Source organism: Bacillus sp. ISL-78, from assembly GCF_018613455.1.
Lineage (GTDB): Bacteria > Bacillota > Bacilli > Bacillales > DSM-1321 > Peribacillus > Peribacillus frigoritolerans.
Map to the genome: position 1 here is coordinate 100,288 of NZ_JAGGQC010000017.1, position 20,871 is coordinate 121,158.

The 20,871-nt window shown below is 39.3% G+C and carries 15 protein-coding genes; 2 read left to right on the forward strand and 13 right to left on the reverse strand.

Annotated features, from left to right (window positions below; translation table 11 throughout):
- Positions 1-256: 256 nt before the first annotated feature.
- From J7I96_RS17325 to J7I96_RS17355, 7 genes are all read right to left on the reverse strand, one after another.
- Positions 257-1,255 carry an NAD(P)H-dependent flavin oxidoreductase gene (locus tag J7I96_RS17325; protein ID WP_214772790.1) on the reverse strand — a complete coding sequence of 333 codons (999 nt, stop codon included), beginning with the start codon at positions 1,253-1,255 and terminating at the stop codon, positions 257-259.
- A gap of 169 nt (positions 1,256-1,424) precedes the next feature.
- On the reverse strand, positions 1,425-2,168 hold the full coding sequence (locus tag J7I96_RS17330; protein WP_214772789.1) for a Cof-type HAD-IIB family hydrolase: 744 nt from the start codon (positions 2,166-2,168) through the stop codon (positions 1,425-1,427).
- 166 nt (positions 2,169-2,334) lie between these two features.
- A complete protein-coding gene (locus tag J7I96_RS17335; protein WP_214772788.1) occupies positions 2,335-3,330 on the reverse strand; it encodes a cation diffusion facilitator family transporter in 996 nt (331 codons plus the stop codon).
- Positions 3,331-3,598: 268 nt separating this feature from the next.
- Positions 3,599-4,351 (reverse strand): hypothetical protein, encoded by a 753-nt coding sequence (locus J7I96_RS17340; RefSeq protein ID WP_214772787.1) that lies wholly within the window; start codon positions 4,349-4,351, stop codon positions 3,599-3,601.
- Positions 4,352-4,592: 241 nt separating this feature from the next.
- On the reverse strand, positions 4,593-6,011 hold the full coding sequence (locus tag J7I96_RS17345) for an amino acid permease (protein WP_156404363.1): 1,419 nt from the start codon (positions 6,009-6,011) through the stop codon (positions 4,593-4,595).
- Between the two features lie 805 nt (positions 6,012-6,816).
- Entirely contained in the window at positions 6,817-7,962 is a 1,146-nt protein-coding gene (locus J7I96_RS17350) for a histidine kinase N-terminal domain-containing protein (RefSeq protein WP_214772786.1), read from the reverse strand.
- Between the two features lie 231 nt (positions 7,963-8,193).
- Positions 8,194-10,026 carry a sigma-54-dependent Fis family transcriptional regulator gene (locus tag J7I96_RS17355; protein WP_214772785.1) on the reverse strand — a complete coding sequence of 611 codons (1,833 nt, stop codon included), beginning with the start codon at positions 10,024-10,026 and terminating at the stop codon, positions 8,194-8,196.
- 483 nt (positions 10,027-10,509) lie between these two features.
- Here J7I96_RS17355 and J7I96_RS17360 point away from each other — a divergent pair, with 483 nt between their 5' ends.
- Positions 10,510-11,991 carry an aldehyde dehydrogenase family protein gene (locus tag J7I96_RS17360; protein ID WP_214772784.1) on the forward strand — a complete coding sequence of 494 codons (1,482 nt, stop codon included), beginning with the start codon at positions 10,510-10,512 and terminating at the stop codon, positions 11,989-11,991.
- 181 nt (positions 11,992-12,172) lie between these two features.
- Here J7I96_RS17360 and J7I96_RS17365 read toward each other — a convergent pair whose 3' ends face one another.
- The 4 genes from J7I96_RS17365 to J7I96_RS17380 form a co-directional block, all read right to left on the reverse strand.
- Positions 12,173-12,877, reverse strand: coding sequence for a TerC family protein (locus J7I96_RS17365; RefSeq protein ID WP_095679524.1), 705 nt, complete (start codon positions 12,875-12,877; stop codon positions 12,173-12,175).
- 321 nt (positions 12,878-13,198) lie between these two features.
- Positions 13,199-14,686, reverse strand: coding sequence for a tagaturonate reductase (locus J7I96_RS17370; protein WP_214923049.1), 1,488 nt, complete (start codon positions 14,684-14,686; stop codon positions 13,199-13,201).
- Between the two features lie 66 nt (positions 14,687-14,752).
- Entirely contained in the window at positions 14,753-15,766 is a 1,014-nt protein-coding gene (locus tag J7I96_RS17375; protein WP_214772782.1) for a zinc-binding alcohol dehydrogenase family protein, read from the reverse strand.
- A 43-nt stretch (positions 15,767-15,809) separates the two neighbouring features.
- Positions 15,810-17,315 (reverse strand): UxaA family hydrolase, encoded by a 1,506-nt coding sequence (locus J7I96_RS17380; RefSeq protein ID WP_214772781.1) that lies wholly within the window; start codon positions 17,313-17,315, stop codon positions 15,810-15,812.
- A gap of 194 nt (positions 17,316-17,509) precedes the next feature.
- Between J7I96_RS17380 and J7I96_RS17385 the strand changes: the two genes are divergently transcribed.
- Complete coding sequence (locus J7I96_RS17385) at positions 17,510-18,379, forward strand: AraC family transcriptional regulator (RefSeq protein ID WP_214772780.1); 870 nt, start codon at positions 17,510-17,512, stop codon at positions 18,377-18,379.
- A 68-nt stretch (positions 18,380-18,447) separates the two neighbouring features.
- On the opposite strand, the gene J7I96_RS17390 is transcribed toward J7I96_RS17385, so the two are convergent.
- On the reverse strand, positions 18,448-19,689 hold the full coding sequence (locus J7I96_RS17390) for an MFS transporter (protein ID WP_251025308.1): 1,242 nt from the start codon (positions 19,687-19,689) through the stop codon (positions 18,448-18,450).
- A 155-nt stretch (positions 19,690-19,844) separates the two neighbouring features.
- A complete protein-coding gene (locus tag J7I96_RS17395; protein ID WP_214772779.1) occupies positions 19,845-20,846 on the reverse strand; it encodes a LacI family DNA-binding transcriptional regulator in 1,002 nt (333 codons plus the stop codon).
- Positions 20,847-20,871: the final 25 nt, after the last annotated feature.

Here is a 20,871-nt window from a genome sequence, read left to right on the forward strand (position 1 = left end):
ATAATTTATGACTAGATTGTTCATTTGGTCATTATCATGAAAATAATATAACATTTATCCATCTTTTTATCAATATTTTTTCACAGCCATACATCCTATATTTACTGCTTTTATCATTAAATCCTATTTAGATTGCTTTTTAAGCTGATAAGTTCATTATGAATTAGCTCTGATATTTCATGGCAAAAAAAGGGTACCCATAATGGATACCCTTTTTATTGGCTATATTAACATAATTAAATAAAGCGCTTTCATATCATTTCGATATAATTCCCTTTAATTTTTCCGCCTGTCCGGTCAATTTCTTCAAGGACTCGTGATACTCTTTTTCTAATTGTTTTATGATGCCTGCAGCGGTATCTATTTTTTTTATCGCTCCCACACCATGACCCGCTGACCAAATATCACGCCACGCTTTAGATTCAGACGATTTGGACATGCTGTCAAAATCGACTTTTTCTTTTTTGGCTAATTGTTCTGGGTCCAATCCTTCCTTCCTTATGCTCGGCTTAAGCATATTACAATTAACGCCTGAAAATGCATCAGTCAAGATGATGTCATCATGGTCAGAATCGACAAGCATTTCACGATATTCATCATTTGCCCTGCTCTCTTTCGCCACGATAAAACGTGTACCCATATATGCAAGATCCGCTCCAGCTGCCTGAGCTGCCAAAATACTGTGACCAGTACTTATGGATCCGGCAAGCAAAATGATGCCGTCCCAGAATGTCCTTACGCTGTCCACGAAAGCAAAGCTATTTATCTCACCAGCATGACCGCCTGCTCCTGCAGCAACCAAGATCAATCCGTCCACACCTGACTCCGCAGCTTTTTTTGCAAAATCCACAGAGCTGACATCCGAAAAGACCAACCCGCCATAGCTATGTACGACATCCACCACATGTTTTGGTGAACCTAATGATGTAATGACGATGGGAGGCTGATGCTTTTTGACCAATTCCAACTCTTCTTCAAGCCTGCTATATGTACGGTGAACAACCATATTCATTGCCCACGGAGCTATCTTTGAGCCTGGTTCTTTATCCTTCACTGCAATCAATGTATCGTTTATGTCACCCATCCATTGATCCAGTACCTCTATCGGCCGCGCATTCGGTGCTGGAAAAGAGCCGATCACCCCATTCAAACAGCATTCTTTCACCAACTCAGGACCGGATATTAAAAACATAGGTGCTGAGATTACTGGTAAAGATAATTGATTCCACCATTGTTCAGGCAAACTACTAGTCATCCTTAAACCTCCCATTATTAATATATTACCAAAATATAACACTACAAGATTATCATACTTCTAAAAGACGCAATTTTCAAGAAATTAATTCAGTAGCTAAAATTTAATTGTCATGCAGCGCCATTTCAATAAAAAAACTGTATATGGAATACCCATATACAGTTTCGATTCAATTTGAAAGCACCCATTTATGAATGGCCTTAGCTACCCCATCTTCTTCGTTTGTCGCTGTGATCCAATCTGCTTTTTCTTTCACAATTTCTTGGGCGTTTCCCATTGCCACACCCACTTTTGCTTCAGAAATCATTGCAAGGTCATTAAGGCTGTCACCCACCGCCATAACATTCTCCATGGTAATGCCGAGCAATGAACATACGAGCTTTATCGCTTTCGCTTTATTGACGCCCATGGCATTGACTTCTATATTCGTCGGGCTTGAATTGCTTATTTCAAAGTTTCCTTTTGAAACCAGTTCATCCATGATGATTTGGCGGATGCTTTCATCATCTGTATCAAATCCGAATTTAAGCCATTGCGAATCATGGATTTTCTCAGGCATTTCAGCTCTGTAAATATTATCGCAGCTAATGGCCCAGAAATGTGTACCATGTTTTTGGCTTAATTCCCACATCCATTGTATGGAATCGCTATCGACGATATTCCTTTCCACCAGTTTTCCTTGATTATCGTAAATTTCGCTTCCGTTTACCGTTATGAGATATGATTGAAGCTCCATTGACTTTGCAAAATCACTGCATGTCGCATAGGATCTTCCTGTACTCAATACCACAAAAACCCCTTGATTTTCAGCTTCTTTTATCGCTCTCCGATTTTCTTCAGATATCTCTCCAGCCTTATTGAGAAGCGTACCATCCATATCAAGTGCAACTAGCTTAATATCTTGTTTATGCATCCTTATTCCCCCTCCATAATCCTTCTTTATGTAACTAAGTCCATGATAGCTTATAATGCATACCCAAGGAAAGTAAGTGATGAATTGAACAGGCTTATCATTAGTGTCATGATTTTATAATCAAATAAATTTCATGATCATGACACTTAGTATGCTGCCATTATTTCTACTCCCTGTCTTTTTTCATTTCATTCAATTCTTTTTTTATCTGACCTTCCCATTTAGGGATACCATCATTTTCATCAAATTCTATAATGACATCCGTTACCCCTCTTTCCTTGAATATCTGATTAAACAGCCGATCTTTAATATCGTCCGCCTGTGCGATAGAAATATGGGGATCAAGCTCTACTTCAAGTTCAACATGAAAGTCTTCCCCTTCTTTTATTACGGCCAGTTTCTGTATATCCCTTACGTCTGGATCATCCATGACCATCGTTCCAATTTTTTGCCGCATTTCAATATCGGCTTCCCCAAGAGCACCTGCAGCATTGTCAAGAAAGACCCTTCCAACCACATAGAACATACCAAGACCGATCATGACGGAAGCAACTCCCTCCGCTTGGATGAAAGGAGTGAAGTTTGCTAATAAAATGGCAATTATCGCAAGGACGCCGCCACCGGTCGCTACCATATCTTCCATGAATACTAATTTCGTCGCTGGTTTTGCCCTTTTTAAACCTGAGAAGCTCTTGAATATGACTGCTGCTCCTTTAGCCTCGATTCCAGTCTCATGGACCACTTCTTTCATCGCTTTAAATAATACATATGATTCCAACACAACCGCTAACGAAAGGACGGACAAGTTAATAAGGATACCAGTTGATTCTACAGGGTGCAAAATGTGATGGAACCCTTCTTTAATCGTTTCATAGGACATGATCCCGACAACCAATACTGCCCCTAGTAATACAAGGTTAACCAAACGTCCAAAACCATCAGGGAATCGATCTGTTGGTGACTTTTTACTTAGTGCGGAACCAATGAAGACGAAAAACTGATTCGCAGCATCGCCCAATGTATGTAAAGTTTCAGCAAACATAGCGACATTCCCTGTCATGAAATAGGCAATCCCTTTTAGGACAGCGATGATACTATTCACACAGGCTGCAATGAAAGCCGACTTATTACCTTGTTTCAATAACTGAAATAATTCTTTCATATAAAAAATCCCCCCTAATCTTTTTATAAATGCATGATCATAATGTATTATCCCCAACACTGGAAAATATGAAACCACAAAACGAAAACCCCATCCTATACGAATGGAGAATGTTTCTTAGCTGTAGCTCCAACAAACGAATATATTCCAGGAGTTGACGCTTCTATTCTAATACGTTCACAATGAAAGCATTCATTTCTTTAGAAGCATGAATACTGCAATAAAAAAAAGGAGTAAGCGGCGGCTTACTCCATATAACTTCAAGCGTTTATCCTTCCTTTTTCACTAACTTTGATGGATTATTTATTTTATAGCGTATTTCTTTATTGTATTTTTTGTCGACCACTTTTCCATCAAATTCGATTGCGTCTCCTTCTTCGAGCTCAGCTTTTTTTAATGTCTTGCTATATCCACACCAAGCATCGCCGATAGTCAATACAGGCTCCGTTGTCACTTTGACATTCTCCAAGAGTATGACTTCATCTTCTTCACCAGTGAAATGGTTCATTTTTGCCGTGAACTCCTTGACGGTCGCGGTGAAATGCACTTTTTCCCCAGGTAAGTCCAACTTAGGTTTTGCTGTCGTCTTTTTAGTTTTGGTTTTTGCTTTTTTTGGTTCTTCACTTGGCTGTCCGGGGTTTTCCGTAATTGGTGCTTCCATCACCTGATCAGTATCATTTGAATCTGCGGATGTTTCGGATACCGGTCCACTCAACAATTCTTTTCCGAAACTGGAGCTTTGCATTTCCTTTAAATAGGAAGGGTTAATGCAGCTAAGCTTACCATTTTCAAATTGAACGACTACAGTGTCAAGTCCGTTGCCATATTGTTCATAACCTGCCAATTTGACTTTTGCTTGAAAACTGCCGCTTTTGTATAATAGTTCTTTTTTAACCGAACGGGCAGTGAATAATTTCCATTCCAATCCTTTAGCGATATAGTCCGTATCATCTGAAAAAGGGATATACTCTCCTTTTGGTGCAATATAATGAATCAAATCTTCAGCTGGAGTTTCAGCCACAGTCACCACTCCTAATCTTTTCTATAGATTATATTCTAGCAAAGGATTTCAAAGTTGCAAATGAATGAGCATCATAATTGATCAGAGGGGGTGGCAGTCATTGTTACGATCATACATTAACAGCCCCTATAAAATGAATGCAATCATTTTTGGAACCAGAAAAAAAGCTGCCCACTAAGAGCAGCCTTTTGTTTGAATAGTCAATCTTTTCTTTCTGTAATTGAAACAAATACTGTATCCTTTACCCTTCCTTAACGTGGATATTTTTTAATTTTCCTTCTTGTTCAGCAGCAATTACGTTTTTCTTATGATAAAACAGGAAGTATGACCCAATAACTAGAATCGTGAGAAGGGTTGTAAGAAAGAATTGCAATCTCATGGAATCTATAAACGCCTGAGCAACGAATATAATAAATAAGACGGCAATGGTCGCATAGGTTAAATAAGGGAATAGCCACATTTTCACTTTGAGTGTCCCGGGATTTTCTTTTTCCGTCTTTTTCCGTAAATAAAGATGGGAGAAGGCGATAAAGATATACATGATCATCGTGACACCTCCCGAGCTGTTTGCGAGAAAAGCAAACAATTTATCAGGGGAAACAAATTTAAATGTCGTGAACACATAAGCAAAGAAAACACTTGCCATTAACGCCCAAATCGGGATTCCCCGCTTATTCACTCGGGAAAGGATTTTCGGTGCATCACCTTTTTTTGATAAAGAATATAACATACGAGAGCTAGTATATAGGCCTGAATTCAAAACAGAAAGCAATGAAGTGAAGATTACGATATTCATGATTTGACCCGCTGCCGGCAGGCCTGCCATGTCAAATACGCTGGCATAGGGGGTTTTCAGTAAATCTTCAGCACCTTGGGGGATTACGAGAACCAACACGGTCACTGAACCAACAAAGAAAAGAAGCAGACGCCATACGACACTGTTTATGGCTCTAATAATGTTTTTTTCAGGGTTTTCAGACTCTCCTGCAGCAATGGCAGCTACCTCACTTCCCGATAAAGAGAAAGTAATGAATATCACACTAAGAAGGACAGGCAGAAAACCTTTTGGTAAAAATCCTTCCGCTCCAGTTATGTTTGAAAGGCCTGGTGAATCAAATCCCGGAACCAATCCAAAAATCATGGCGGCACCAAGGAAGAGGAATATTACAATGGCAGCCACTTTCATGAAAGCTAACCAGTATTCAAATTCTCCATAAGCTTTGACTGAATAGATATTCGTAATCGTCATTAATATAGGGAAAGACAGACTGGCAGCCCACATAGGTATACCAGGAAACCAATCATGAATCATAGTTCCCAATAACGTAGTTTCAATAGCAATGATGATAACCCAGTTGAACCAGTATAACCAGCCAATCGTGTACCCGGCCCAAGGACCGAATGCTTGATGTGCATATGTAGAGAAGGATCCGCTATCAGGATTTACAACAGCCATTTCACCCAACATACGCATTATAAGTACGATCATCAATCCTGCGATTATATATGATAAAATCGCACCAGGACCTGCTGAATCAATTATGGTTCCGCTTCCGATAAATAGCCCTGCCCCAATTACCCCGCCTATAGAAATCATTGTGACATGCCTGGTCTTGAGACCATGTTTCAATTCATTTGTTTGAAGTGCCACTATTGTCACCATCCTTTAAAACTGTCAATTTACCGTTTTGTAAGCAGTAAACCACTGCTCATGGGTACCCTAGTAGATATCTTTCATTCAAAAAAACAATGTTTACAGTCCTATCCCCGTTTCATCATTGGTTTTAATGAGGCCATATTCACAATCGTTATATGTATATTGCACAGCGTATATTCTATTGACGGGTAATGCAATTCTATTTATACTGTCTCTTTACTACCATCAGCTCCTCAACGAATTACAATGAACGTACAATGGTCCTTGTTGATATTTCACTTTCGCTATGTGTTGAGTGAAGTTCTTTTATGTAAAATTACCAGCTCTTATCCTTTCTTTCCTCAATCTTCTTTTATTATAAAAGCACCCTCTCTCATTAAAATTTCATACCTTTATAAAATAAAAGCAATATCCATGCCAAAAAAAGGATAGTTAGTTAATTAGGGTTTAACGCTTTTATGGATTAAAAATGATTCATTGTTGCATCATAAATGCATTTTTTGATTCATATATTAATTATTGACCCTTTTTGATTCACAATTGAATTAAAAAAATACAATTCAACTGATTTCATTTTAGATTTCGACACCTTTACATACCGAAAAATAACAGAGATAAAAAGAAGATGCCAAAAACCAAATATGATTTCGCATCTTCCAAATATATTTATTTTCATTGAGAATGATTTTATGTAAAATACTAGCAGTCCCAAAACGACCTTTCCTATTAATCAAAGATTTGTACATGCTTCGAAAAATAATGATATGTATACTAAAATGTTAGATAAAAAGTAACTATATGATATGTATTAAACCCTTATAAGTTCATTTTGGACTTTAGGGAAATGGATGCTGAATGTGGTTAAATTTTCATTGGAGACACAATTCATATATCCATCATTACTTTCAATGATCTTTTTACATACGTATAACCCAATTCCCGTTCCTAACTCTTTCGTTGTGACAAAAGGTTCAAAAATAGATTCAATCAATTCACTGGCAATGGCCGGTCCATTATTTGAAATCCTAATTATTCTCTCATTCGCCTCGATTAAAGAGTTTATCCTCAAAATTCTTGGATGTTCTTTATCCTTTAAGGCATCAATCGAATTTATAAAAAGATTCAAGAACACTTGTTTTAACCCATCCTTGCTCGCTGTCATGACGAAGTTTGGATAAATATCTATTTCCACATTAACACTGGCATCCACAATATTTGCATAAGTCAGCTCTTGTATTTCTTCAATTAACGTTAACACTGAAATTTCCTCTCTTTGTTCCTCATTAAAATCTGATTTAGAGGTATGGAGGAATTGGGTTATCCTGAAATTCAGCTGATTTAACTCATAATCGATGATATCCAAATATTTTAAGTCAGGGTTCTCCCTCTTCAGTAATTTATTGAACCCCATGATAGCTGTAAGAGGGTTTCGGAACTCATGTACAAAGCTTGATGATATCTGACCCAGTACCGCTAATTTATCTTTGTGGTTTTCACTAATATAAGACTTTTTTTCCTCAATCACTTCATTTGTAAGATTCGTATATCTCGTTACTGCATGGTAACTGAACGTATCAAAGTGCAAGTTGATGTCATTAATGAATTTCTGCATATAATTAATCGGGATATTTGCCTCAAAAAGATTTCTGATTATGATATTTCTCCCCAAATTGATATTATATAGAAAATCCCCAATGTTGATATTCGCTTCAAGACGTTCTTTTGCAACCTGGTAAGCCAATTTAATCAGCATATCTTCAGATAGTACTTCCTTGAACGTTTGGATCACCAGTGAGTACATTCCATAACCATTTTCTTTAATCTTTTCTTTGTAGGGATCTATTTCATTGATCTTAATAGTCTCGTTCCATTCATTTAAAAACTCGGATTCTTTTTCTTCCAAATATTGAATCAATACAAATTTATACTTCTTATGTTCAGATGACCACTTCATACTATTGACCACACATCCCCTTACGGAAATTTAGATACTATATCAATAACATCATTCTATATGAGTTTGATTTCCTGCGCTTCATTATTTATAGTAGTGAAATGTAGCTTATAAAGAGACAAGGTATGCATGTTCGCATATACAATAACAAGAACCGGCCAAATCAGGTCGGGAATCTGAGATCTTAAAAGAAAAATTATCATTCATGTTTTTTTATATACTAAGGAACTATTACTTTTGAAAGTTGATTCCATATTTTTTCATTTTTCTATAAAGCGTATTTCGACCGATGTCGAGTTGTTTCGCGGCGTTACTGATATTCCCACTTGTTCGTTCCAATGCATTTCTGATAAGCTGGGTTTCTTGTTCTTGAAAGTTTCTTGGTTCTCGATCGGCAATTGTCACTTCCTCATTTGTAATGGAAGAAACAGGACAAAGTGCCACAAGCATGTCCCTTGTAATCGGGCCCTTATCAGCTAGGAATGCAGCCTGTCCGAGAACGTTTTGCAATTCACGGAAATTTCCTGGCCACGAATATTCCAAAATGAATGTTTTAGCTTCGACTGTTAGTTCAGTATGTTCGCTCCTATAAGGTAAATCCGCTAAAATGTATTCTGCTAAGAGCAATAAATCTTTACGACTCCTCAGATTTGGAAGTTTTAAAGATAATCCACAAAGGCGGAAAAATAAATCTGCACGGAATTCTCCAGCTTCCATTTCTTTTTGTAAGTCTTTGTTGGTGGCAGCAATGACCCTGACATCGATTGGAATGGAAGCATGTCCGCCGACACGCGTCACACATCGTTCCTGAAGCACACGGAGCAGTGACGCTTGAGCTTGAAGCGGCATGTCCCCGATTTCATCCAAAAACAGGGTTCCGCCATCTGCAGCTTCGAACTTCCCCTTATGCCCGCCGCTTTTTGCTCCAGTAAAGGCACCCTTTTCATACCCAAATAACTCACTTTCCAATAAGTTTTCTGGAATTGCGCTGCAATTGATGGCGATGAATGGCTTATCACTTCTTAAGCTATACCCATGAATGGATTGAGCGAACAGTTCTTTTCCCGTTCCGCTTTCTCCAGTGATTAGCAAGCTGATATCAAGCGCTGAAGCTCTTTTAGCAATGGATATGGTTTGATTCATTTGCGGATCATTACTTATTATATCGGTAAATTGATAACGATTGGTTGTTAATCCATCAATCAATTTCTGTTTTTTTAACCTTACGATCACGGATGATTGATGTTCCATATTTTTGCCAAGGGTTTGAACCAAGAATTCCTGGTCTTTAATTGAAACCCTCCGTTCTAAAATGAGTGGGTCAGTTCCTGATACAATATTCGAAACCGGTTTCTCCAATGTGCCGATAACATCTGACGCCGCTGAATTGAGATCTGTAACTTTCCCTTCTTTATCTAGGGTAATTAACGGATCAGGGTATGAATCATATATAAAATAAAGGTTTTTCTCCCTTTTTTGTGTTTGGGACAACAAGAGTGATTGTTTGATGCTATCAGCCACCCTCTGGACTAAGCTAATGGAAAAAGGATGATAATTCTGTTGATGACTGCTTAAGTTCAAAACACCAAGCAGGTGCCCATCAGGGTGATAAATGGGCGATGCTGAACAAGTAAGAAAATGGTTATCCTGATGAAAGTGTTGACTGCCATGAATCAATACAGGGTTCTTCTCCACTATGGCTGTTCCTATTGCATTTGTTCCTTTTGATTCCTCTAGCCAATTGGCCCCTTTTCTTAAGGAAACAATATCTGCATGGCGGATGAAAGCTGGATCCCCAACTGTTTCGATGATATATCCTTCAGGAGCAGCAAGTAATAAAATGGACTCCAAACCATTAATCGAGTGATACACTTCTTCTAAAATGGGAGAAGAATGGTACAGGAGTTCCGCATATCGATCGTGGTATTCGGCCAACTCAAAAGCACCAAGCATATCTTCCTTATCCATCATGCTTGGCTGAAGTCCCTTCGAAATGCACCGCTGCCATGATTCTTGAATAAATGCCGGTATGGTTCCTTTATCCGCGCTTATATTTACAGACATTGAATAATCCTCCCGTATGTATAATCAAGTAAATCGGCTTCTGTTTTTTATTCAATTTCATTAATGAAACTCTAAGTGATCCAAAGTTTCAGAACAATCAGGGTCGTTCCTTCAATTTAATTATAACAGAAAATTCAGATATCCACCAAAATGAAAACAAGCTAATGTGAACTACTAAACTTTTTTTGTTCCATATTGGAACACCTGCCTGTTCCAATATGGAACAGTATGGCACCATCCCTTTTCCCTCCACCATCTTTTTAACTGATTTCATCGTTTTTTTGTTATGGCATCAGTCTTGCATAATTACATGTCGAGATATTGATTCCTTTTGATAAAGGGGGGAAAGAAATCAAGATAGTCAGAATTGCTGCAAGTCTGCCAAAGGGAATTGGAAAAAAACATAGTGCCTGATCCTTTACTTAGAGCCATTGTCCAAACAGATATCGAACAATATATTCCAATTGAAAAGGGGTAATATACATGGAACAAACTATTAAACTCAATCCACGTGTGCAAGCATTCTTGAAGGGCACTAAAAAGCTTTTAATAAATGGGGAATTGGTGGAAGCTGCTTCAGGAAAAACCTTTGAGACTCTCGATCCTTCAAACGGCAAGGTTTTAGCGGTTGTGAGTGAAGCAGGTCCGGAAGATGTAGATAAAGCAGTCAAAGCAGCCCGTTCGGCTTTCGACAACGGTCCTTGGAAAAAAATGAGTGCATCGGAACGCAGTCGCCTCATTTACAAATTAGCGGACCTCATGGAGGAACATAAAGAGGCGTTAGCACAATTGGATACTCTGGATAATGGCAAGCCAATTGGCGAAACCACTAATGCCGATGTCCCCCTTGCAATCGATCACTTCCGTTATTATGCGGGATGGACCACTAAGATAGTAGGACAAACAATACCTGTTGCGGGGAATTACTTCAATTATACCCGTCATGAAGCGGTTGGAGTGGTAGGACAGATCATCCCTTGGAATTTCCCTCTACTTATGGCCGCATGGAAATTAGGCGCAGCCCTTGCCACCGGATGTACGATCGTTTTAAAACCAGCGGAGCAAACGCCGCTTTCAGCCTTATATTTAGGACAATTGGCGCTTGAAGCAGGTTTTCCTCCTGGCGTTCTCAATGTCATACCAGGATTTGGTGAAACAGCAGGTTCACCGCTTGTAGATCATCCTGATGTCGATAAAATTGCCTTTACCGGTTCAACCTCAGTAGGGAAAATGATCATGCGCCAAGCTTCGGGAACCGTGAAAAAAATCTCGTTGGAATTAGGCGGGAAATCACCTAATATCATTTTACCGGATGCAGATATGAGTAAAGCCATTCCTGGAGCTTTAATGGGCATCATGTTTAATCAAGGACAAGTTTGCTGTGCCGGTTCCCGCCTGTACATTCAAAAGAAATCCTATGATAACGTGGTAGCTGACTTAGTGTCCCATGCAAAAAACATTAAACAAGGGGCCGGTCTTGACCCATCTACCCAGATAGGGCCTTTGGTATCCAGTGAACAAATGGAAAGAGTCGGCGGTTATATTGAAAAAGGAAAGTCTGAAGGAGCTGAAGTGGTTACCGGAGGTAATTACGGACAAGGAGAGGGTTATTTTGTAACGCCAACAATATTTGCAGGCGTTGAAGACGAAATGACAATAGCTAAAGAAGAAATCTTCGGTCCTGTTGTAGCTGCGATGCCTTTTGATGATTTGGATGATGTGATAAACCGTGCAAATAACTCAGAATATGGATTGGCTGCAGGTTTATGGACACAGGATGTAAAAAAGGCCCATTATGTGGCTAATGAATTAAAAGCGGGTACAGTTTGGGTAAACTGCTATAACGCATTTGATGCAGCTTCTCCATTTGGCGGTTATAAACAAAGTGGAATCGGTCGGGAAATGGGCAGTTATGCTTTGGATAATTATACGGAAGTCAAAAGTGTCTGGATTAACTTAAACTAAAAAATAGATTAAACGTTCCATATGCTCATTTGGCTAAGATATCATGATTGAAGTGCATGTTATCTTTTGCTAATTCGCAAAAGGATGTACCAAAGTTAAGACTTTGGTACATCCTTTTTCTTGTTTTGTGGGCATAGACAAAAAGAAGAGACCTTTCATCCGAAAGGTCTCTTTGTACCGATTATCCATTACGTTCAATTTGCATTTTTTCTCTGTTAGCTTTTTCTTTTTCGATATTTTTCTGTCTTGAAATCCCGGCAAACAGGATTCCAATAACCACTATCGCTTCAAATCCATATTTAATGAATGGATTTGCAAAGTAGTCGTGCATGAAAGGTTCAGCTACGATCATTTTAGCGGCTGTCCAGCCTAGTATTCCCGCACCAATTATTATGATGAATGGGAAGCGTTCGATCAATTTCAGGATTAAAGTGCTTCCATACATCACTACTGGAATTGATACAAGTAAACCGATCACCACTAAAATGAAGTTACCATGAGAAGCACCTGCAACGGCTAGGACATTGTCCAATCCCATCAATGCATCTGCAATAATGATGGTTTTTATAGCAGCCCACATCGAGTCTGCAGGCTTCACATCATGTTCTTCTTCATCGATAAGGAGCTTATAAGCAATCCATACAAGAAGTAATCCCCCTATTAAATGCAGTCCTGGCACCTCTAATAGCCAAACAACCAGCAGCGTTGCAATGATCCTTATCACAATTGCGCCGACCGCTCCCCATATTATCACCTTTTTTTGCTGCTCTTTTGGAAGCTTTCTTGCAGCCAATCCAATAAGGATCGCATTATCACCGGCTAGAACCAAATCTATCATAATGATCGCTAAAAGTCCTGAAATGAATTCACCTGTTAAAAAATCCAACACAAATTCCTCCTTTTTACAAAAATAAAGAGACCTCTGCCATAAATGGCAAAGGTCTCGCTAAGCACTAAATGAATTAGGCCAATAAAGCCGGTGGGGTTCCCACGTAATGACGACTTTATTTCAGGTTATCCCTGACGCTACTCCCCTTCACGGGAATAAAGAATATGTAGTTCTTTAATATCTTTCCATTAGGAAACTACCAAGAAAAAATATCACTAATTCAGTATACCAAAATTACAAATAAAATAAAGAAAAAAATAATAGATAGTAATGTTTTTCAGGAACTTAACCTTGTCCAAATCCTTTAAACGGATAATTTCAGTCAATCATCCCTTCTAGATATTGGCATAATTCGTTTCCAAGGTTAGGGATACCGCTCAAATCCTTCCCCCATAGATATTGATTACTTAACGTAGCCTCTACCAATTGTCTAAGCGGGATTTCTTCCCTCTCATAACGAAGCCATTGTTCCCTAAAAAATTCAATTGCCTTTATATCATCTTTGACGACATAGGCTTTACCCGCAAAGCTTTTACCCATATAACTCCCCTTGGTTTCGTTAACCCTATAAAATCGGATCAGGCCCGAAAAACCTCTTACGATACAGTCGAGCAGCGTGCCTTTCGCCCTATGATATTCCTCTAAGCTAGGCAGGAGACGAACCTTGAACTTCGAGATGCTATTCAGCGAAATATCCGCCAGGAGGTGATGTACAAAAGGATTCTTAAATCGTTCAAGAACACTTTCCCCATATAGCTTCATCTCATTTTGATCAAAAGGTAATGAAGGAATTATTTCCTTTTCGATGGCACTGCTCAGAAATTGGTTGAATTCCGGATGATCGATTGCCTGTTTCACTTCTTCCAATCCAGATAAAATTCCTAAAGGAGCTAACAAGGTATGTGAACCATTAAGTATCCGTACCTTCCTCATTTGATAAGGTGTCAAATCTTTTACCCAACGCACATTCAATCCGGATTGTCGTAAAGGAAGACGTTGATCAATACTAGGGTCACCTTCAATAGCCCATAAATGGTAGGGTTCTGCCGTATTTAGCAGAGTATCCTTATATCCCCATGCCGCAAATAGGTTTTCCGACTCATTGACTGGGAATCCTGTAACGATTCGGTCTACAAGCGAGTTTAGGAAGAGATTGTCCCGGTCCACCCACTCAATGAATGACTTGGGTAAATCCCAATCCCTGCCATGCTTAAGAACACATTTCTTCAATGTATCACCATTTCTATCTAAAAGCTCACATGGAAGGATGATCAATCCTTTTTTCGCATCCCCATTGAAATGCAGATAACGATGATACAAAAAAGCAGTCAGTTTTCCTGGAAAAGATTCCATTGGTTTTCCCTCTTCCAAAGGAATCGGCTGATATTTGATTCCTGCTTCAGTCGTGTTGGAAACTACAAATTCCAATTCAGTGTTTTCTGATAGTTCTAAAAATTCCATCCATTCTTCATATGGATCAATTACCTTAGAAAAAACGGAAATGATTTCTGTTTTTTCCACTTTCTCCTCTTGGTGAAAACCACGTAACATTAATGTATACAGTCCATCTTGCCGCTTCACTTCTTCTATTTTCCCTTTCCCGGCGGGCCGAGGCTGGGTAACTGCAATGCTTCCCTTGAAATGACCTTGTTTATTACACTCATGAATCATCCAATCAAAGAAGCCCCGAAGAAAATTCCCCTCCCCAATCTGCAATACTTTTATGGGAAAATCCATCATATGTGAATGTTGGACAGCTTTTGTATCTTTACTCAACCGCTTTAGTTGACTTGTATTTATCTTCATGATCAAAGAACTCCCTTCTTATGGAAATAGCCAATTCAAAGTACGGTTTATCAGCATACCCAATGCTTATATTTCGACAATCGCCTTGATCACTTTAGCTTCAGGAGTTAACCACCCTTCAAACTGATTGATCAATTCATCCAAATGAGTGCGGTGTGTAATATACTGGCTCATATCCAGCTTGTCATTCTTCAGCGAATCCACGACATAATCAAAGTCATCTTTTGTTGCATTACGGCTTCCCATCAATGTAAGCTCTTTACTGTGGAATTCAGGATCATTGAAGGTAATATCCGCTTTAACTAAACCTACATAAATCAATCTTCCCCCGTGAGCAGGATATTTAAATGAGTCCATCATTGACTTAGCATTACCTGTAGCATCAAATACCACGCTTGGCATATCTCCATTCGTCAATTGGGCCAATTTCTCCATTGGATTCTCCATAACGTTCAAAGTATAATCGACATTTGCCCATTTGCCGGCAAACGCAAGGCGTTCATCATTTACATCCATTGCGATCACCTTCGCACCCTGTTCTTTAGCGAAGGCCATGACTCCCAAGCCAATGGGACCAGCACCAATTACTAGTGCAAATTCCCCTTTATGGATTGCGGCGCGCCTAACTGCGTGAGCCCCTATACTTAAAGGCTCTATCATTGCGGATTGATCAAGTGTGAGACCTTCTGTTTTCACCAAATGATTATAAGGAACCGTAATCCACTCACTCATGCCGCCTTCAGCATGTACCCCCAACACTTTCATATCCGTGCAGCAGTTCGTTTTTCCACTTCTGCAAGCCAGGCATTTTCCACATTCCATATAGGGAATGATCGATACCTGATCCCCGACATTAAGCCCTGATACATTTTCCGGTATGGATTCAATAAAGCCGGATAATTCATGGCCAAGTATTCGAGGATAGCTAAAAAAGGGCTGATTACCTCCATAGGCATGAATATCCGTACCACATATACCTATACGCCGCACACGAATCAAAGCTTCCCCTGAGTTTGGAAAAGGTTTTTCCGATTCGATCATCTTAAATTCAAAAGGTTGTTCACAAACGATGCTTTTCACTGATTAACACTCCTTTTTAATAACTTGATAGAAATTGTGTATATTAGAGAATGACTCCTTCTTTAAAGATGCTAATCTCCCTATATCCAAATTTTTCATTATTCGTTTTCTTTTTACCGGATGAAAGCTCAAGAATGTAATGGAATAAATCGTCCTTTAATTCATCGATCTTTTGACCTTCTATCAACCGTCCGGCATTATAATCAATCCAGTGCTTTTTACGATCGGCTAAATCAGAATTCGTAGCTATTTTTACAGTTGGTACCGGTCCACCGAATGGTGTTCCTCTTCCCGTAGTGAATAGAACGATATGTGCGCCTGCTGCTGCCAAAGCCGTCACCGAAATCAGGTCATTTCCAGGAGAATTTATTAAATTCAAACCATGCTTCTCTACTCGTTGTCCATATGGGCTTACATCCACTACAGTGGCATGGCCCCCTTTTTGTGTACATCCAAGTGATTTTTCCTCCAGTGTACTTATGCCGCCTTCCTTGTTTCCAGGTGAAGGGTTTTCATAAATTTCCTGATCATGCCGAATGAAATACTGTTTGAAATCATTAATAAGGCCAACGATTTTCTTAAAGGTTTCTTCATCCCTTGCCCTGTTCATCAATATCGTTTCCGCTCCAAACATCTCAGGAACCTCTGTCAATATCGTGGTCCCGCCATTTTCCACTATTAAGTCGGAAACCGCACCAACCAATGGATTAGCGGTAATGCCTGAAAAACCATCGGAACCACCGCATTTCAAGCCTATTTTCAACTTTGAAACTGGTACGTTCTGGCGTACGAACCCTTCCGCGTAGTCCACTAATTCCCCCATTAAACGTAAGCCGCTCTCCAATTCATCTTGAACCTCCTGGGCTTTTAAAAATTTAATCCGATTAGGAGAAAATTCGCCTATGGCTTCTTTAAATGATTCGATTTGATTGTTCTCACACCCTAATCCTACAACTAAAACCCCTGCTGCATTTGGATGTTGAACCAAGGCTGCCAATAGTTTCTGCGTATGGGTCAAATCGTCTCCCAATTGAGAACAACCGTAGGGGTGGGAAAAGTGATGAACCCCATCGATTTGTCGATCTTTAAACTGCTCATTACCCATTTTAGCGAGAAGTTCACATGTTTTATTGATGCAGCCTACCGTATTGATGATCCAAATTTCATTCCGGATTCCCACTTCCCCATTTTCACGGATATATCCTTGGAAGGTATAATTTTGACTGGGTTCTTTTGTATTTTGTCTGCTAGGTTGATAGGAATAATCCAATATACCATGCAAACCGGATGCTAGATTATGGGTGTGAACCCAATCGCCAATGGAGATATCTTCTTTAGCTTTTCCGATCGAGTAGCCAAATTTGATTACGTCCTCCCCTCGTTTAACCGCTTTCACTAACATTTTATGCCCTTTAGGAATGTCGTCATTTGCCTTGATATGGATCATTCCCCTGTCTTCAGATTGAAACTGGAAGCTCTGTCCTTTATGAATCCCCTCCAAGGAAATAACAACATTATCGTTTGAATGCAATTGAACAAATTTATTCATTTTATCCCTCCTTATCATGAGTAAGACGTATAGAACCAAACGTCAATTCATTCCGAAAGCCCTTTCATTTTTCCCTTGAATTTTTTAATTTTTAAATCTATTTTAATTTTAACATCAATTTATGAGATACAAATTGCGTTTTTTGCTATAAATATACTCATTCTTGTTGTATTATACTTTCAGGAGATGACCCAATGAAAAAAATTCATAATGCAATAAACCATGATTTACTCTTCCCATTCTCTTTTGTCTATCAAGATACGAAAAGTCCCCAGAATGAATTGTCCGATCATATGCATGACCATTATGAAATTGTTTATGTTTATAACGGTAAAGGGACCTTTTTTATCGGTGATGTGTTTTATGATATGCAGCAAGGGGATGTATTCCTGATCCCGAATAATACCATTCATAGGGCATTACCGAATAAGGACGACCCTGTCACCTCCACCATTATCTTTTTCAGTCCCACATTAATATATAAAGATGTGGTTGATGATTCTTTTTCATATTTACACTTGTTTGATCTGACAAAAAAGAGTAAGAATTACAAAATATCATTGCCGCAGAAGGAACAAGTAAAGTTGGAGGAACAGCTACAGCTCATCCTGCAAGAAACGATTAGCCGATCGATGGGCTCGAGGCATGCTTGTTTACTGATCGTTCATCAGATCATACTTGATTTATACCGTACCCGGATAAATGGCAAACAAGATTTATCCGAGGGCAAGAGCTATAGTTCAGAATGGATGAAAGATATTTTAATCTATATTAATGAACATATGGATGAACCATTGACGCTGACGATCCTTGCACAAAAAGCATTGGTCAGTCCCGCTCATTTCAGCAGGGTTTTTAAGGAAACGACTGGAATTGGCTTAATCGTGTATCTAAACACGAAAAGAATCATCAAGGCAAAGGAACTTTTGCTGGAAACGAATCACACCATTGCCCATATTGCCGATATGTGTGGTTTTGAAAGCATGCCGCAATTTTATCGTACCTTTAAGAAATACAATGAAAAGACACCAGCTACATTTCGAAAAGAAAATCGGATTCGCTAGGTGTGCCTAATACAAATGAAAAATGGAAGTGTCTTCCCTTTGGGAGACACTTCCATTCTAACAATCCATTACGCAGGCTTAACTATCGGTCGTACAAAACGGATGACTGCAAGCGATGCAACGATGGCCAATCCACCAGCAAGCAAGAATGCAACTGTGTATGTGCCAGAGGTATCGACAATGTATCCTGTTAACGTCGGTCCGATGATTCCTGCTGTATTTGCCAGGAAATGCATAAAACCTCCAACAGATCCAACATTACCAGGGTCGACGACATCGTTGACGATTGCCCAGTAAATGGCACCAGTCAAATATAGGAAGAAGACGGAAAGTGCTACAAGCGTTACTGCACTGACCGTTGTGGATACAAGTCCGGCAAAACCGATACATACCGCTGATAAGAACAAACATGTTACAAGCACGAGTTTACGTGAGAATAAAACACCTTTTTGAGCGAATTTTTTATAGAAGAAATCCGACACGAATCCACCCAAAGCTAGTCCAATGAATCCAAAAATCCAAGGAATCACTGTAATGATACTCATATTTTCCACACTTAGGCCGCGTGCATCCACCAAATAGCTTGGGAACCAAGTTAAGAAAAAGAAGAGAATATAGTTGTAGGAGAAAAAGGCTAGAGCTGTAAATAAAACCGTTTTTTGTTTTAAATAAAAGGTGAATTTCACCTTTCCTTCAGATGTTGCCGCTACATAAGATTTTCCTGTATGTTTCTGTTCTTTTGACTCTTGTGGTTTTTCTTTAACGAACTTCCACCAGCAAGCCGCCCATATAAGACCAATTATCATTATGGCAATGAAAGAAACTCTCCATCCATATGAGATGGCTATGAATCCAACTATCGGACCTGCGATTGCGCCACCAAGCGGAGTCCCGCTATTCGTCAAACCAACGACAGATGCCCGTTGATTTGACGGGAACCAGTTATTCACCATTTTATTGATGGTTGCTGAAAGAGGGCCTTCGCCCATCCCAAACAGGATGCGGATGACGATCATACTGGCAAAACCGACAGCAAGTACCAGCGCACCACTGAATAAAGACCAAACGATCATCGCCACGAAAAGCGTTAGCTTTGCTCCCCATTTATCGGATGCCATTCCTCCAAGGAAGTTAAATATGGCATAACCAACGGAAAAGCTACTAAAAATAATTCCCATCTGTGTGGCTGTTAAAGATAAATCATCTTGAATGAACGGAGCTGCAATGGACAGTGCAGATCGGTCCAGATAATTTATTACCCCTGCCAAGAACAAGAATGCGATAACCATTCCTCTACCATTTGAAAACATATTGTACCCCCCTATACATTTCTGTAAATGCGCAATCATTTTTGGAAACGTTTCCATTTAATAACCAAGAGTAAAGTCTAAAGATCTTTAACTAAATCGGTTTAGAATTCCTGTAAAAAAGCGCTTTCTTTTTCACAGGAATCTTACCTCCGTTTCTAGCAAGAATTCCTTGAAAGCAAAGTCGGTTTCAAGCGATGCACGCTTGTATCCTCATTTCCTGTTTTATTGATTTGACCAAGCAGTAACTCCGCTGCCAAGTTGGCCATTTCAATGGCTGGCTGATTAACCGTTGTGATGGTCGGTGTATAGAAACTCGCATATGGTACATCATCGATGCCTATGACCGCTATATCATCAGGTATATGGATTTCATGCTGTTTCATATAACGCAATACTTCATTGAGTACGATATCATTTCCTGCCAATATGGCTTGAGGCGGTTTTTCCAATTCGAAAAACTCTGAAAGTGCAAGCGGAATTTCGTCTGCATTCACGGTTTTTATATATTCAGAATTGACTGGTATCCCATGTGACGCGAGTGAATCCTTATACCCTTGGATCCGTTCGATTCGAGGGCTGATATCGCGTATTATTGAAGTGGTTATGATTGCAATGTTTTCAAAACCCTTTTCAATAAACCGATCGACCGCTAACTTGGAAGCAAGGTGATTATCGAGCATGACTGTAGCAATATTCAATTCTCGGATTGTCCTATCCATGAAAACAATCGGGAATCGATCACTCTTCATACGTTGATATAAATCAAGATTGTCCCCCGTGGGGAAAATGATGATCCCATCCACTTGTTTAGCCCTTAGCATTTCAATATAATTCTTTTCCTTTTCAGGATTGTCATCCGCATTGCATACGATAATATGGAACCCTTGTTCATAAAAGTAGTTTTCTATCGCTCTAATAACTTGCGTTGAAAACGTGTGAAGGATATTGGCAACCACTACTCCAACAGTGAAAGTGGATTTTTGTTTTAAACTGCGCGCTATTATATTAGGCTGATAGTTTAACTCTTCTATTGTTTCTTCAATCTTTTTCCTTGTTTTTTCACTCATATATTCATAGCGTTTGTTCAGGTATTGGGAAACTGTGCTTTTTGATACTTTCGCGTGATTGGCGACATCAGTAATTGTAATGGTTTTCATTTCATTCATTCCTGTCGTGTGATTT